The organism is Bradyrhizobium sp. IC3195 (genome assembly GCF_020193585.1).
GTDB lineage: Bacteria > Pseudomonadota > Alphaproteobacteria > Rhizobiales > Xanthobacteraceae > Bradyrhizobium > Bradyrhizobium yuanmingense.
This window is the reverse complement of sequence record NZ_JADYVG010000003.1, coordinates 485,639-500,706: the sequence shown is the minus strand read 5'-3', so window position 1 is coordinate 500,706 and position 15,068 is coordinate 485,639. Positions and strand designations below refer to the sequence as shown.

Sequence of the window (15,068 nt, the reverse complement as noted above, 5' to 3'; positions counted from 1 at the left end):
GATCAGGCCGCCTTTCGTTCCATGACGATGCTGCCGGCACCGTCGATATGGGCGTCGAAACTGGTGGAGACGAAGGTCGAGGTTTCGTCTTCCGCGATCACGGCGGGGCCTGCGATGGTCGCCCCTGGCGCCATGTCCTCGCGCCGATAGAGCGGGATCTCGATCACTTCGCCGGCCCGGCCGTCGAAGAATTTTCGGCTGCCGGACGCCTTGGCCGCGGGCTGGCGCGCCACGGAAGCGACGGCGGGCGGATTGCGCGCCTCGGTGGTCGCGAGCACCGACCAGCTCAACACCTCGATCGCCGCGCCCGGGATCGGTCGCTCGAACATCGCCGAATAGTCGGCCTCGAACTTTTGCCGCAGACCGGCGAGATCGGCCGTCGTCAGCGGACGGTTCGGCAGCTCGACGGTGATCTCGTGGCCCTGGCCGACATAGCGCATGAAAGCCGCGCGGCGCTCGCGCACCGGCGCGCCGGCCGCGCCCGGCTCGACCAGCGCGCGCGCTTCGGTCACCATGTCCTGAAGCAAGTCAGAGACCGCCTCGGTATCGAAATCATCGAGCCGGACGTGACGGCTGCGCACCAATTCATACGCGATGGGAGCCGCCAGAAATCCGACCGCCGAGCCGACGCCGGCGTTCGAGGGCACGATCACGCGGGAGACGCCGATCTTCTCGGCAACGCGCGCCGCATGCAGCGGCGCGGCGCCGCCGAAGGCGATCAGCGTGTGCTGGCCGACCACCGCGCCGCGCTCGACAGCGTGCACGCGCGCGGCGCTCGCCATGTTCTCGCAGACCACCTCGTGCACGGCATAAGCCGCTGTTTCCGCCGACAGGCCGAGCGGCGCACCGACATCGCGCAGCAGCGCCTGTTTCGACAGCTCCGGATCGAGCTTGATCGTGCCGGCCGCAAAGGCGTCAGGATCGATCATTCCGAGCGCAACGTCGGCATCCGTCACCGCGGGGCGCTGACCGCCGCGGCCATAGCAGGCCGGTCCCGGCTCCGACGAGGCGCTCTCCGGGCCGACGGTGACGCGCTTCATCGCGTCGACATGGGCGATCGAACCGCCGCCGGCGCCGATCTCGACCATCTCGATCACGGGGATGCGCACCGGCAGGCCGGAGCCCTTGAGGAAGCGCGCGGCGCGATCGACCTCGAACACGCGCGAGGTCTCGGGCTGGAATTTCTCGATCAGGCAGATTTTTGCGGTGGTGCCGCCCATGTCGAAGGACAGCACCTTGCTCTCGCCAAGACGCGCCGCGATCTGCGCCGCGAAGATTGCGCCGCCGGCCGGCCCGGATTCGACGAGACGCACCGGAAAGCGCCGCGCGGTCTCGATCGAAGTGACGCCGCCGCCGGAGGTGACGAGGTAGATCGCGCCGCGGAACTGCTCGACCTGCAGGGCGTCGGCCATGCGGGCGAGATAACCGTCGATCAGGGGTTGCACATAGGCGTTCGCGACCGCAGTCGATGTGCGCTCATATTCGCGAATTTCGGGACAGACGGCGGAAGACACCGTCACGGAGATGCCGGGCATCTCCTCGGCCATGATCGCCGCTGCGCGTCGCTCGTGCTCGGGATTGGCGTAGGAGTGCAGGAAGGCGACCGCGACGCTCTCGACGCCGAGTTCACGCAATTTCGGCGCGAGCGCGCGCACGGCCGTCTCGTCGAGCGGGAGGCGGATGGCGCCATGGGCGTCGATGCGCTCGGGAACGGTGAAGCGGAGGTTGCGCGGCGCCAGCGGCTTCGGCTTGTCGATGCTGAGATCGTACTGGTCGTAGCGGCTCTCGGTGCCGATATCGAGCACGTCGCGAAAGCCTTCGGTTGCGATCAGCGCCGTCTTGGCGCCGCGCCGCTCGATGATCGCGTTGGTCGCGAGCGTCGTGCCGTGGATGAAGACGTCGATATCGCTGATATGCGCGCGTGCATCGGCAAGAATGAGCCGCATGCCGTCCAGCACCGCCTGCTCGGGGCGCTGCGGCGTCGTCAGCACCTTGCGGGTTTTGCGGTCTTGTCCCACGTCCAGCACGATATCGGTGAACGTGCCACCGATATCAACGGCAAGCCGCACCTCGGCTCCCTCGAGCATTCCAATTTCTCCGTGCTGATCGTCAAGTTCGGGTCCAAAAGCGCAGCAATTCCCGTGCCATGAGACATGCCTGCAACGCTGTGCCCGGCTATTTTGCGCGGCACCTATGCAATAGGCAAGGCGTGTTCGCGCCTGAGCGATCAGAGCAGGAATGCAAGCGCCGCTTCACAGCGCTCCTCAACCTTCAGCGTCAGGAGATCGTCGGCGCGGGTGCGGCCGAGATTGACCGCGGCGATGGGGATATTGCGCCGCGCGGCGGCTTGGACGAAGCGGAAGCCGGAATAGACCATCAATGACGAGCCGACGATCAGCATGGCATCGGCCTCTGCCAGATGATCCTGCGCCGTGGCGACCACCTCGCGCGGCACGTTCTCACCGAAGAACACCACGTCGGGCTTGAGGATGCCGCCGCAGGCTTCGCAAGGCGGCACCTCGAAGGAAGAAAAATCCTCGTGCTCCAGATCGGCGTCGCCGTCGGGTGCATCGGCGGCATCGAGTGTCAACCATGCCGCATTGGCGCGGCCGAGCGCGTGCTGAAACTCCTCGCGCGGCGTCTTCGCCCCGCAGCCCATGCAGCGGACCAGATCGAGCCGGCCATGCAGGTCGATCACCTGGCGGTGGCCGGCCGACTGATGCAGCCGGTCGACGTTCTGGGTCAGCAGCATCCCGCACCGGCCGTTCGCCTCGAGCCGGGCCAGCGCATGATGCGCATCGTTCGGCCTCGCCCGGCCGAACCGCCGCCAGCCGATCAGGCTGCGCGCCCAATAGCGCCGGCGGGTTGGCTCGTCCGACATGAAGGCCTGGAAATTGACCGGCTGGGTCCGCTTCCAATTGCCTTGGCTATCGCGATAATCGGGAATCCCGGAATTGGTGCTGCAGCCGGCGCCGGTCAGCACGAACAGGCGTTCGTGCCGGCCGATAAAATCCTGGAGCGGAGGTTTTGCCGGAGGGGCATTCGTCATGGCGCATGATGTAGTTCGCGCCGGCCCGTTTTGCCAGATGACGACAATCCCGGCGCATGCATAGCCGCTATCGCGGCGACCGTCGTCCCGTGGGATCGAGCGGACGAGCTTTCTCTTGTCCCGCGATCCGCGCGGCCTGCTGCAGCGTCAGCCTGAACTCGTCCCGCTTCTCGTGCACCGAGGCGATCGCATGCCCGACTGCAACGCCAAGGCCGACCAGTGCGGCTTCGGAGAGCTGCAGGCTCGCCTCGATGGTTTCCGGCACCGCATCGGTTGCGCCGATCGCGTAGAGGTGCCGGGCATGATCGGCGTCCCGCGCACGCGAGACGATCAGCACGTCCGGCCGCACCGCCCGGATCCGCTCGACGACGGCATCGATCGCCGGCCGCGACTGGATGGTGATGATCACGCCGGTCGTCTGCATCAAGCCGCAGGCTTCGAGGAAACCCGGCTCTGTCGCATCGCCAAAATAGACCTTGTGACCGTCGCGGCGATCACGCGCCACGTCGACGGCCGCGTGATCGACCGCGATGTAGTTCAGGCCATGGCTGGTCAGCAGGGAGCAGACCACCTTTCCAACACGGCCATAGCCGACCACGATGGCTTGCGCCCGGTCGCCGGGCGGCCGGACCGCGAGCTCGGGATCGGGCGTGCGTTCGCTGCTCAGCTTCGCGGCCAATCGTCGCCCGAGCATGCCCAGAAGCGGCGTCAGGGCCATCGTCACGGCGGTGACGGCGACGGCAAAGCTCGACACGGAGGGCTCGATCATGCCTCCGGCCGCCGCCATTCCGATGCTGACGAAGGCGAATTCGCCGACGGGGCCCAGCAGGAAGCCGATCTCGATCGCCGCCGGCCATGACAGCCTGAAGAGGCGTCCCAGGATGATGAGCACGATCGCCTTGCCGACGAGAATGCCGACGACGGCGGCCAGCAGCCAGCCGGGCTCGCGCAGGAACACACGGACGTCGATCGCCATCCCGACCGTGAAGAAGAAGATGCCCAGCAGCAGGCCCTTGAACGGCTCGACGGTGGCCTCGATGGCCTTGCCATATTCGGTTTCCGCCAGCATCAGTCCTGCAACGAAGGCTCCGAGCGCCATCGACAGGCCGGCCTGGTGGGCGGCAAGCCCTGCGCCGACGATGACGAACAAGGTCGCGGCAACGAACAACTCCGTCGAATGGGTGCCTGCAACCATCTGGAAGAGCGGACGCATCAATAGCCGTCCGACCAGAGTGAGGAAGGCTACCGCCAGCACAGCCTTCAGGACCGCACTGGAGACGTGCGCCACGACCGAGCCACCGCTTCCCGCGCCGAGCACCGAGACGAAAACCAGAATGGGGACGACTGCGAGGTCTTGAGCCAGCAGCACCGAGAAGCTGGCGCGCCCGGCCGAGGTGGAAAGTCGCCTCTCGGCGGACAAGAGCTCGAGCACGATCGCCGTCGAGGACAGCGCAAGGCTCGCGCCGAGGATCACGGCCGTATCGGAGCTCTGCCCGAAGAGAAGCGCCACGCCGAAAATCATGGCCGACGTCGCGAGGACTTGCAGGCCGCCGAGCCCGAACACCAGACGCCGCATCGTCATGAGCCGTCTGAAAGACAGCTCGAGCCCGATCAGGAATAGCAGGAACACGATGCCGAGATTGGCGATACCCTCGACGTTCTGGGCGTCCGTCACGGTGAACCAGTACAGGACCGGGACGTCCTTGACGAGCGAGCCGAGCCCGAGCGGACCGAGAATGGCGCCGGCCCCGAGATAGCCCAGCACGGGATTGATGCCCCAATGCCGGACCATTGGCACCACCACGCCGGCAGTCCCGAGCACCACCAGCGCGTCACTATAGGCATTGATGTTGATGGTTGTGGTCACGGGCCCTTCACGTGTCGGCGCCCGCCAATAGCGGCAGCGCCATCCACGGTCGATAGCACACGGCGCCGCAGATCCCCAACCGGTCGCGCCCCTCTATCCCACGCGAGGCGCGCGCAACCCCAAGCCGGTTTTCAGCTTGCCCAGTTCTCCCGAAACTCTGGAAACAGCGTCAGGCCCCCGCAGGCATAGATGGTCTGCCCGGTGATGTAGCTGGCGTCGTCCGAGGCGAGGAAGGCGAACACCGCGGCGATCTCTTCCGGCGTGCCGACGCGCCCCATCGGAACGTGGGAGGTGACGACGCCGCGCTTCTCCGGATCGCCGGTCCAGGCCGCATTGATCGGCGTGTCGATCGCGCCGGGACCAACCGCATTGACGCGGATGCGCTGGCCGGCGAATTCCAGCGCCAGCGTGCGCGTCAGATTGGCCATGCCGCCCTTGCTGATCGAGTAAGCGAGATAGCCGGGTTTGGGGATGATCTGGTGGACGCTGGAGCAGTTGATGATGCTGCCGCCTGCCCCGCGCGCGACGAAATGCGCCAGCGCCTTCTGCGCACACAGCACGGCGCCGTTCAGGTTGACGTCGATGATGCGGCGATAGGTTTCGACGTCGAGCGCCTCGCTCGGCGATTCCCGCTGGAAGCCGGCATTGTTGACGAGACAGTCGAGGCGCTTGAAACGCGCCAGGACCGTCTCGAACATCGCGGCGATGTCCTGCTCATTGCCGATATCGGCCTTGACGACGATATGGTCGAGCCTGCCGTGGCCGCGATCGCTCGATGCGGTTCGTGCGAGCGCGAGCGTCTCGTCCGCCCCCTCGGGACTGCCGAAATAATTGATGGCGACGGTCGCGCCTTCCTGGGCGAGCCGGATGGCGACGGCACGGCCGATGCCTTGTGAGGCGCCGGTCACCAGCGCGTACTGGCCGACGAGGCGCGAGGGAAACGGGGTCGAGCGTTCGGTTTGCGGCATGTGTTTTCTCCGGGATGCATCATCATGGATGGAACCGGCGTTTTGTTCCATCCCTCGCAGATGCCGGGATCTAGTCAGCTCGCTGCGCGCGCGGCGAGGTCAAGATCTGATAGAGGATGATCGCGCCGAAGGTCGCGGTGCCGATGCCGCCGATCGTGAATGCACCGAATTTGAGCGTGAGATCGCCGGCCCCTGCGATCAGCGCCACCGCGACCGTGATGAGGTTCGCAGGATTAGCGAAGTCGACCTTGTTCTCGACCCAGATTCGTCCGGCCATCGCCGCGATCAATCCGAACAGCACGATCGAAAGCCCCCCGATGACGGGACCCGGGATGGACAGGATGAGCGCGCCGAATTTCGGCGAGAAGCCGAGCAGGATCGACACCAAGGCTGCGAACGCAAACAGCAGGGTCGAATAGACCTTGGTCGCCGCCATCACGCCGATGTTCTCGGCATAAGTGGTGACGCCGGTACCACCGCCGCACGCCGCCACGATGGTAGCTAAGCTGTCGGCGAACAGAGCGCGGCCAAGATAAGAATCGAGGCTTCGGCCGGTCATGGCGCCAACGGCCTTGATGTGCCCGAGATTCTCGGCAACGAGAATGACGGCAACCGGCGCGATGAGGAAGATCGCATCGGCATGGAAGCTCGGCGCAGTGAAGTTCGGCAGCCCGAGCCACGGCGCGGCCGACAATTGCGTGAAATCGATCGGCTTCCTGAAACCGAGGCCGTTCGCAAAAAGCAGGTACAAGAGATAGCCGCCGACAGCGCCGAGGATGATCGGCAGGCGGCGCCACAGGCCTGGCGCTGCAACGGCCACCACGCCGATGATCAAGACGGTGGCGAGCCCGATCCAGGTGTCGAAGGCATTGGCGCTCACTGCCTTGACCGCCACCGGCGCGAGATTGAGGCCGATCGCGGCGACGACGGCGCCGGTAACGGCCGGCGGCAGCAGCCGCTCGATCCAGCCGACACCGGACCACATCACGACCAGCGAAATCAGGCCATACAGCACTCCGGCGCCGACGATGCCGCCGAGCGCAACCGACAGGTTCGGGTTCGGCCCCTGCCCGGCATAGCCGGTGGCGGCGATGACGACGGCGATGAAGGCGAAGCTCGAGCCGAGATAGCTCGGCACGCGCCCGGCGACGATGACGAAGAAGATCAGCGTGCCGACGCCGGAGAACAGAACTGCAACGTTGGGATCGAACCCCATCAACAGCGGCGCGATGATCGTCGCACCGGACATCGCGACGCAATGTTGAAGACCCGAGACGATGGTCTGGCCCCAGGACAGCCGCTCCTCCGGCATAATCACGCCCGAGGTCTTGAGCTTCCAACGTGGAAAATAACTCTGCTCGTCCGAGCCTGTTGCGATCGTCATGTTCCCACCCAAGTTCGACGCAACGACCGATGGTCGTGCCAACAGACAAAAATGTGATTGTCGCTTCTGCGGCGCCCATCACATGATGCAAATCATGCACGATCAATCCGTTCCCGAGCCTACATTATGACACAGATTGCGATCCCGTCAGCCATCCAGCGCCGGCACCAGCCCTGGTACAAGATCCTCTACGTCCAGGTGCTGATCGCGATCGCACTCGGCGTGCTCATCGGCTATGTCTATCCCGATCTCGGCAAGGCCTTGAAGCCGCTCGGCGACGGCTTCATCGCGCTGATCAAGATGATGATCGCGCCCGTGATCTTCTGCACCGTGGTGCACGGCATCTCCTCGATGGGCGATCTGAAGCGGGTCGGCCGGGTCGGGCTGAAATCGCTGATCTATTTCGAGACGGTCTCGACCGTGGCCCTCGCGGTCGGCCTTCTGGTCGGCGAGTTTCTCCAGCCCGGGCGCGGCTTCAACATCGATCCGGCGACGATCGACCCGAAATCGGTGGCGACCTACGTCACCAAGGCCCACGAAGAGGGCATCGTAGCCCACCTGATGGCGATCATTCCCGACAGCTATCTCGGGGCGATCGCGCGCGGCGACCTCTTGCAGGTGCTGCTGATCTCGATTCTCTCCGGCTTCGCCATCGCCTTTCTCGGCAAGGCCGGCGAGCCCATCGCAGACGCGATCGACAAGGCGGCGAAGATGTTCTTCGGCATCATCCGCATCATCGTGCGCGTCGCGCCGATCGGCGCCTTCGGCGCCATGGCGTTCACCGTCGGCGCCTACGGCCTCGGCTCGCTGCTCAATCTCGCCGCGCTGATCGGCACGTTCTATCTGACCAGTATCCTGTTCGTGCTGATCGTGCTGGGTTCGATCGCCCGGCTCGCCGGCTTCTCGATCCTGCGCTTCATCGCCTATATCAAGGACGAACTCCTGATCGTGCTCGGCACCTCGTCCTCCGAGACCGTGCTGCCGCAGATGATCCAGAAGATGGAGCATCTCGGCGCCTCACGCTCCGTGGTCGGCCTCGTGATCCCGACCGGCTACAGCTTCAACCTCGACGGCACCAACATCTACATGACGCTGGCGACGCTGTTCCTGGCGCAGGCGACCAACACCCATCTGACCATCTGGCAGGAGCTCGGCATTTTGGGCATCGCTATGATCACCTCCAAGGGGGCCTCGGGCGTGACCGGCGCCGGCTTCATCACGCTCGCTGCGACGCTGTCGATCGTGCCTGATATCCCGATCCAGTCGATTGCGATCCTGGTCGGCATCGACAAGTTCATGAGCGAATGCCGCGCGCTCACCAACCTGATCGGCAATGGCGTTGCCTGCGTGGTCATCAGCATCTCCGAAGGCGAGCTCGACCGCGACGCGCTGCACGAGACCATGGCGCATCCGCTGGAGATCGGCGAGGCGCTGGAGCCGGGTGGAGGCGCGGCATCCTAGGCCGCGCAATCGGTGGGCAGACGAAGCCTGGTTCCGATGCGGTAGTTTCCCGGAGTAGAAAATCGATGCGGCCCGCGTCACAACAATGGCGTTGGGATCACGGATTTATACTCATTTTTTTCCGCCCGACGCGCTGGGGGCAGGGCGTCGGGCTTTTGAAAATCACAGCCAGATCCAGAGCGCCAAGCGGGATCAGACGATCCCGCCATCGATGCGCGGCAAATTGGCGGCAATTTCGATCCGCCGCGTGATCCCGATCGCCTGCAGGAACGCCTCGTCATGGCTGACGACCAGCAGTGCGCCGTCATAGGCCCGCAAGCCGGCCTCGACGGCTTCGATGGACTCGAAGTCGAGATGATTGGTCGGCTCGTCCAGGATCAGCAGCCACGGCGGCGGCTGCCCGCCCAGCACGCAAGCGAGGCCCGCGCGGAACATTTGCCCGCCGCTCAGGCTCCCGGCGATTTGCAAGGCGGCATCGGCGCGAAACATGAACCGGGCCAGCGCGGCATGGCACTCGTTCGCACCGGCCTTCGGATTGAGACGCCGAAAATTGTCCAGGATGGAGCGCGCCGGGTCGAGCAGGCTGACCTTCTGGTCGAACAACGCGAAATCCGGCCTGAGCCGCACGATGCCCGCAAGCGGACGCAGCTCGCCCACGATGAGCTTCAGCAGCGTCGTCTTGCCGGAGCCATTGGGCCCGACCAGCGCGACGCGCTCCGGCCCGACCACCGCAAATGAGAGGTCGCGCACGACTGGCTGCTCCGGCCAAAAGCCAGCGCTGACACCGTCAAGCCAAAGCACCTCCCTCCCCGCCGGCAGGTCGGTTGCGGGCAATTTGACCGAGAGCGGCTGAAGAACCTCGACGCGCCGGCGCGCCGTGTCGATGGCTTGAAGCGCTTCCGCGCGCTGCCGCTCGGCGATTTGCGCATTCTTGCCGCCGGTGTCCTCGCTGCGATCCTTGCGGGCGCCGGCCAGGATGCGCGGCATGTCGCCCTTGGCGCGCTTCTTTCTGCCGCCGCTGTCCTTGCGCGCTTTCTTCTCCGCGGCCTCCCGCGCCCTCCCGTCGATCTCGGACAGCCGGTTCTCGGCAAGCGCGAGATCGTGCCTCACAGCCGCGAGCTCGATGGCCTTCTGCGTTCGAAAGCTGCTCCAATTGCCACCATATCGCGTCGCGCCGAGCGACGTCAGTTCGACGATCGCATCCATGGTGTCGAGCAGTGTCCGGTCGTGGCTGACGATAATCGCGCCGCCGCGCCAGGCAGCCAGCAGATCGGTGACGGCCTTGCGTCCGTCCTGGTCGAGATTGTTGGTGGGCTCGTCCAGCAACAGGAAGTCAGGCGCAGCGAACACCAGCGCGGCGAGACGAACCCGCGTGATCTGGCCACCGGACAGGCACGACAGCGCCGTATCGGGAGACGGATCGAACCCGAGGCGCGCCAACGCGGCCTCAAGCCGCGTCTCGAGCGTCCAGTCGACCGCAGCGACCTCGTCGGCGGAGGCGTCGCCCCGCTCGGCACGGCGCATCAACTCGAGCGCCGGCCGCACGCCGAACAGATCCGCCACGGTCGCGCCGGCAAGAACCTGCACGTCCTGGCGCAACAAGCCGATAGTGCCGTTGATCAGAACGCGTCCCGACTGAGGAACATGTTCGCCGAGCATCGACGCAAGCAGCGTCGTCTTGCCAACGCCGTTACGGCCGACGAGACCAGTTCGCTCGGCGCCGAATGTCAGATCGAGGTTTGAGAAATGAGAGCGCCCGTCAGGCGTGGACAGCGACAGGTTCGACAGGACGATTGAAGCAGGCATGGAATTCCCCGTGAGCAAGGCGGATGGGCGTTGCGGTCGGGGTGAAATCCATGGCTGCGAAGATCCTGATTGAGGAACTCTCTAACTAGTCCCATCAAAAGGCGAGATCAAGGCGCGGCTCGAGGAGACAACAGCGTGATTGGCGCTGTCGTCCTTCCTCGCCGTGCGCCATCAGCCCTTGAGCGCGGTCACCACCACCTCGATTAGCGCGCCGCCGCCGAGATCGGCGACGCCGACGGTGGCGCGGGTCGGCAGGTTGTCGCCGAAGAATTCGGTCCAGGCCGCGTCCATCTCTTTCTTCTTGGAGAGATCGGTGACGAAGATCGAGGCGCTGACCACGCGGCTCTTGTCGGTTCCCGCCTCTTTCAGATAGCCAGCGATCTTGCCGAGGATGTTGCGGGTCTGCTCGCCCATCGAGACCGAGGTGTCGTCGGCGATCGTGCCGCCGAGGAAGACGAAACCATTGGCTTCGACGGCGCGGTGCATGATGGGCGTGCGGATGCTGCGGGTGATGCTCATGATATCCTCTTGTTTAGAGCGTGGAAGGGTGGAAGCGGTCGATGCCGAGTTCGCCGATACGGGTCTGGGTGCCGCCGTTGACGATCAGTTCCGCCATCACGGCGCCGGCGCCAGGGCCGAGCTGGAAACCGTGCAGCGAGAAGCCGAACTGGTGATAGAGGCCCTTGTGACGCGAGCTCGGCCCGAACACGGGAATGTCGTCCTTCATCTTGGCTTCAATGCCGGCCCAGGCACGGACGATGTTGGCGCTGCGCATCACCGGAAACAGCTCGAACACGGTCTGCGCACTGGTCGCAAGGCTCTTCCAGTCCAGCACCGTCTCGTTGCGATCCTGATAGGGCGTCGCCAGATGGCCGCCGCCGATCAGCACGGTGCCGTTCTTGAACTGCTTGAAGGACAGCTTTCGACCACGCAGGATCACGACGGGGTCGATGAAGTGCGGCACGCGCGAGGTGATCATCAGCATCGGCGCCACGGTTTCGACCGGGACGGGCTCGCCGAGATGAGCCGCGATCCTGCCGGCCCAGGCGCCGGCAGCATTCACCAGCACCGGCGCGGCAAAGCTCTCCGACCCGGCATCGACGTGCCAGAGGCCGTCACGGTGCCGGATGCTGCCGGCAGCTACGCCTTCGCGCACAGTTGCGCCCAATTGCTCGGCCTTGCGGCGGAACGCCGTCGTCGTCTGCGCCGGATTGGCCGCACCGTCACGCCGAGAAACCACACCGCCGGGACAGGTCTCGGCCACCGCCGGCACCAGCCGGCGCAGTTCGGCGGCGTCGATCAGCTCCTCGTGGGTGAAGCCCAGCGCATTGAGCTCGGCGACGCGCGCGCGGCAGAGGGCGAGTTCTTCCTCGTTCTCGGCGACCAGCACCTGGCCGTAGCTCTCGAAGCTGCAATCGTCGTCGACGAGATCCGTGATCTTCTCCCAGATGTCCATCGAGCGGATCGACAGCGGAATCTCGGGAATGTGCCGCGCGAGCTGCCGGACGCCGCCGGCATTGACGCCCGAGGCGTGACGGCCGGCATAGTCCTTCTCGATCAGCACCGGCTTCAGGCCGGCGAGACACAGATGCAGCGTGGTCGAGCACCCGTGGATGCCGCCGCCAATGACGATCGCATCCACATTTGTGCTCATCCGCGTACCACAGCCTTGACGTCGGCCTCGCTCTTGGGAACGGCGGCGAGTTCGGCCAGCGTGATCGGCTTCACCGGCGCGCGCAGCCGGTAGTAACCGATCTCCTGCGGGGTCTTGCCGCGCGCCCGCGCCATCAGCTCGGTGACGGTGAGGCCGCAGAGCCGGCCCTGGCACGGGCCCATGCCGGTGCGGCGATAGGCCTTGAGCTGATTCGGCCCGGTCGCGCCGATCGCGACGGAATCGAGAACGTCCTTTGCCGTGACCTCTTCGCAACGACAGACGATGGTATCGCCTGAAGGAATCCGGAACTGCGGCGCGGGGCGGAACAGCGTGTCGAGGAACAGGCGACCACGCTCAGCCTTGGCGAGGTCGGAACGGAGCGTCGCCATTGCGGGAAGTTTTGCGGCAGAAGCGGGCGCCAGTGCTTCGACGGCGGCGCGCGCGGCAATGCGACCGCGCACCACGGCTGCACTCGCGCCGCCGATGCCGGCCCCGTCACCGGCGATCGCGATGCCGGCGACCGACGAATTGCCGCTCGCGTCGAGCACTGGCGACCAGCACAATTGCAGATCATCCCAGCGATGCTCGATGCCGGCTGACATCGCCAGATTGACGTTGGGCACGACGCCCTGATGCAGCAGCAACAGGTCCGCAGCGATGGTCTCGCGCTTGCCGCCGGCGACGTAGCTCACGCTGGCAAGCTGGCCATCACCGGAAGCCGCAAGCTCGGTGACGCCGGAGACGACCTGCACCTTCGCCCTCACCTCGCGCATCATCGACAGGCCCTTGGCGAAATAGGGCGAGGTGAGGAACGCGAAGGCATGCGGCAGCGCGGCGAAATAATTGCCGCGCTGTGTGGTGTCGAGGATGCGATCGATGCGGCCGCCAAGCCGCAGAAACTGCGCGGCGAGCAGCCAGAGCAGCGGCCCCTGCCCTGCGATCACGGTGCGTCCGTCGGGCACCAGCGCCGAGGATTTCAGCATGGTCTGCGCCGCGCCCGCGGTCATCACGCCCGGCAGCGTCCAGCCAGGAATTGGGAAGGGCCGCTCCAGCGCACCGGTCGCGAGAATCACGCGTTTCGCCTTGACGAAGGCCGAGGCGCCGCCGATCGAGACGGCGATATCGAGATTGCGGTCGAGGCTCCAGACGGTGGCGCGGTGAATGACCTCCGCATTGCTCGCGCGCAGCGACTGCACGAGATCGGCGCCGACCCAATAATCGGCGCCGAGCTGATTGCGCTCGGTAACCGGCGTCGAGGCGATGGCGCGAAACACCTGGCCACCGGGGCCGATGTTCTCGTCGAGCAGCAGCGTCGAGAGGCCGGCCTCGGCGGATGTTGCGGCAGCAGCAAGGCCCGCGGGCCCGGCGCCGATCACCACGACGTCATAGTTTTCGCGCTTGGGAGCCACGCTCATTTTCCGATCTCCCGCTTGCCCTTCTGGATTTCGATCTGCATGCCCTCGGCGACGGGCACGAGGCACCCTTGCCGGTTGCCGACGCCGTCGATGGTGACGAGGCAGTCGAAGCAGACGCCCATCATGCAATAAGGCAGACGCGGCGCGCCGCTCACCGCGGTGGAACGCCGTGCGTCAACGCCGGAGGCCAGCAGTGCGGCGGAGACGGTGTCGCCCTGGCGCGCTGCGACCGCGACGCCATCGACGAAGATCTGCACCTGTGGCCGCTTGTCCTGTTCGGATCGCTTGAACATGGGGATGCCTCTTGGCTCCTTCTCAGAATCTCTAGTAGCCGCTGCTGTTCGCAGCACCTGCGCCGCCAAAACGGCTGGCCGAGAACGCGCCGACCAGCTCCGGCTCGAGCGCGCCCTGCGCCACCATGCGCGCGATCTCGAAGGCGTGGTTGGAGGCGAGCGTCACGCCGGAATGGCAGCAGGCGACGAAGGCGCCGGGATGCGTCTCCGACTGATCGTAGATCGGAAAGCCGTCCTGCGGCATGACGCGGATTCCGGACCAGCTCCTGACCACGTTGAGCCGCGCCAGATGCGGGAACATGCGCTGCGCGCGATCGGCCATGACGCCGCTGATCGACGGCTTCAGCGTGCGATCATCGAGCTCGTCCTCCTTGCTGTCGCCGATCATCACCGTGCCCTCGTCGGTCTGGCGGATCGTGGTCAGCGGATGCGGCAGGAACGGCATGGTGCGCTCGGTCACGACGACCTGGCCGCGAGTCGGGCCCATCGGCGCAAAGAGGCCGACCATCGGCGCCAGCGTCTGGTTGGCGTTGCCGGCGGCGAGCACGATCTTGGCGGCGCGCAGCTCGCCCTGCGGCGTGATCAGCCGAAATTCGCCCCCGCTCTTGCTGATCGCCGAGACCGGACGCTCCGGAAAATAGTCGATGCCGAACGCAATGAAGCCGGTGTGGAAGGCGCGGAAGGTGCGCAGCGAATTGACGTGGCCGTCGAGCGGACAATAGCTGCCGCCGGAGACCTCGGGGCCGATCAGCGGCAGCGCCTCCTTCACCTCGGACGGCCGCAGCATCTCCATCTTGTAGTCGGCCGCGCCGACCTGGTTGTGCATGCGCTTGACGAGCTCGGTGCGCTGGCCGAATTCGTCCTCGCCGAGCGTGAGATGAAAACCGCCGTTCTGCTGCAGGGCGACGTCGAGGCCGGTCTGCTGCTTCAGCTCGGAGGCCAGCCGGCCCCACGCCTGCGAGGCCTGCACGGTCCACCGCGTATAGGCCGGCATGCCGAGCCCTTTGCTCTGCACCCACACCAATGCGAAGTTCGCGCGCGAGGCGCGCTTGGTGATGTCGCCTTCGTCGAGCACGGCGACCTTCTTGCCGAGCCGGCCGAGGCCCCAGGCAATGGCGGAGCCGAGCAGTCCGCCGCCGACGACGGCGACGTCGTAATCTCCTGACATGAG

12 protein-coding genes are annotated in these 15,068 nt (G+C 65.8%); 1 reads left to right on the top strand and 11 read right to left on the bottom strand.

Annotation, left to right across the window (positions count from 1 at the left end):
• Positions 1–2 precede the first annotated feature (2 nt).
• From I6F09_RS09670 to I6F09_RS09650, 5 genes are all read right to left on the bottom strand, one after another.
• Positions 3–2,087: a hydantoinase/oxoprolinase family protein gene (locus I6F09_RS09670; RefSeq protein WP_225187945.1), complete on the bottom strand. Its 2,085-nt coding sequence runs from the start codon at positions 2,085–2,087 to the stop codon at positions 3–5.
• Positions 2,088–2,227: 140 nt separating this feature from the next.
• Positions 2,228–3,049: an NAD-dependent protein deacetylase gene (locus I6F09_RS09665; RefSeq protein ID WP_225187944.1), complete on the bottom strand. Its 822-nt coding sequence runs from the start codon at positions 3,047–3,049 to the stop codon at positions 2,228–2,230.
• 67 nt (positions 3,050–3,116) lie between these two features.
• A complete protein-coding gene (locus tag I6F09_RS09660; protein ID WP_225187943.1) occupies positions 3,117–4,916 on the bottom strand; it encodes a cation:proton antiporter in 1,800 nt (599 codons plus the stop codon).
• Between the two features lie 131 nt (positions 4,917–5,047).
• Positions 5,048–5,884 carry a glucose 1-dehydrogenase gene (locus tag I6F09_RS09655; protein WP_225171500.1) on the bottom strand — a complete coding sequence of 279 codons (837 nt, stop codon included), beginning with the start codon at positions 5,882–5,884 and terminating at the stop codon, positions 5,048–5,050.
• 70 nt (positions 5,885–5,954) lie between these two features.
• Entirely contained in the window at positions 5,955–7,268 is a 1,314-nt protein-coding gene (locus tag I6F09_RS09650; RefSeq protein WP_225187942.1) for a solute carrier family 23 protein, read from the bottom strand.
• A gap of 126 nt (positions 7,269–7,394) precedes the next feature.
• On the opposite strand from I6F09_RS09650, the gene I6F09_RS09645 reads away from it, so the two are divergent.
• On the top strand, positions 7,395–8,729 hold the full coding sequence (locus I6F09_RS09645; protein ID WP_225187941.1) for a dicarboxylate/amino acid:cation symporter: 1,335 nt from the start codon (positions 7,395–7,397) through the stop codon (positions 8,727–8,729).
• Positions 8,730–8,921: 192 nt separating this feature from the next.
• On the opposite strand, the gene I6F09_RS09640 is transcribed toward I6F09_RS09645, so the two are convergent.
• From I6F09_RS09640 to I6F09_RS09615, 6 genes are all read right to left on the bottom strand, one after another.
• Complete coding sequence (locus tag I6F09_RS09640; protein WP_225187940.1) at positions 8,922–10,535, bottom strand: ABC-F family ATP-binding cassette domain-containing protein; 1,614 nt, start codon at positions 10,533–10,535, stop codon at positions 8,922–8,924.
• Positions 10,536–10,706: 171 nt separating this feature from the next.
• Positions 10,707–11,054: a RidA family protein gene (locus I6F09_RS09635; protein WP_028138431.1), complete on the bottom strand. Its 348-nt coding sequence runs from the start codon at positions 11,052–11,054 to the stop codon at positions 10,707–10,709.
• A gap of 13 nt (positions 11,055–11,067) precedes the next feature.
• On the bottom strand, positions 11,068–12,189 hold the full coding sequence (locus tag I6F09_RS09630) for an FAD-dependent oxidoreductase (protein WP_036021805.1): 1,122 nt from the start codon (positions 12,187–12,189) through the stop codon (positions 11,068–11,070).
• Positions 12,186–13,604 (bottom strand): NAD(P)/FAD-dependent oxidoreductase, encoded by a 1,419-nt coding sequence (locus I6F09_RS09625; protein ID WP_225187939.1) that lies wholly within the window; start codon positions 13,602–13,604, stop codon positions 12,186–12,188. Before I6F09_RS09625 ends, I6F09_RS09630 begins: the two co-directional genes overlap by 4 nt.
• Entirely contained in the window at positions 13,601–13,897 is a 297-nt protein-coding gene (locus I6F09_RS09620; protein WP_025034065.1) for a (2Fe-2S)-binding protein, read from the bottom strand. Before I6F09_RS09620 ends, I6F09_RS09625 begins: the two co-directional genes overlap by 4 nt.
• 31 nt (positions 13,898–13,928) lie before the next feature.
• Complete coding sequence (locus tag I6F09_RS09615) at positions 13,929–15,065, bottom strand: FAD-dependent oxidoreductase (RefSeq protein ID WP_225112971.1); 1,137 nt, start codon at positions 15,063–15,065, stop codon at positions 13,929–13,931.
• Between the last annotated feature and the right edge of the window lie 3 nt (positions 15,066–15,068).

Excerpts from the sequence above, each read along its gene's own strand:
- I6F09_RS09670 (WP_225187945.1), bottom strand. The coding sequence starts at position 2,087 with ATGCTCGAGGGAGCCGAGGTGCGGCTTGCCGTTGATATCGGTGGCACG.
- I6F09_RS09665 (WP_225187944.1), bottom strand. The coding sequence starts at position 3,049 with ATGACGAATGCCCCTCCGGCAAAACCTCCGCTCCAGGATTTTATCGGC.
- I6F09_RS09655 (WP_225171500.1), bottom strand. The coding sequence starts at position 5,884 with ATGCCGCAAACCGAACGCTCGACCCCGTTTCCCTCGCGCCTCGTCGGC.
- I6F09_RS09650 (WP_225187942.1), bottom strand. The coding sequence starts at position 7,268 with ATGACGATCGCAACAGGCTCGGACGAGCAGAGTTATTTTCCACGTTGG.
- I6F09_RS09645 (WP_225187941.1), top strand. The coding sequence starts at position 7,395 with ATGACACAGATTGCGATCCCGTCAGCCATCCAGCGCCGGCACCAGCCC.
- I6F09_RS09640 (WP_225187940.1), bottom strand. The coding sequence starts at position 10,535 with ATGCCTGCTTCAATCGTCCTGTCGAACCTGTCGCTGTCCACGCCTGAC.
- I6F09_RS09635 (WP_028138431.1), bottom strand. The coding sequence starts at position 11,054 with ATGAGCATCACCCGCAGCATCCGCACGCCCATCATGCACCGCGCCGTC.
- I6F09_RS09630 (WP_036021805.1), bottom strand. The coding sequence starts at position 12,189 with ATGAGCACAAATGTGGATGCGATCGTCATTGGCGGCGGCATCCACGGG.
- I6F09_RS09625 (WP_225187939.1), bottom strand. The coding sequence starts at position 13,604 with ATGAGCGTGGCTCCCAAGCGCGAAAACTATGACGTCGTGGTGATCGGC.
- I6F09_RS09620 (WP_025034065.1), bottom strand. The coding sequence starts at position 13,897 with ATGTTCAAGCGATCCGAACAGGACAAGCGGCCACAGGTGCAGATCTTC.
- I6F09_RS09615 (WP_225112971.1), bottom strand. The coding sequence starts at position 15,065 with ATGTCAGGAGATTACGACGTCGCCGTCGTCGGCGGCGGACTGCTCGGC.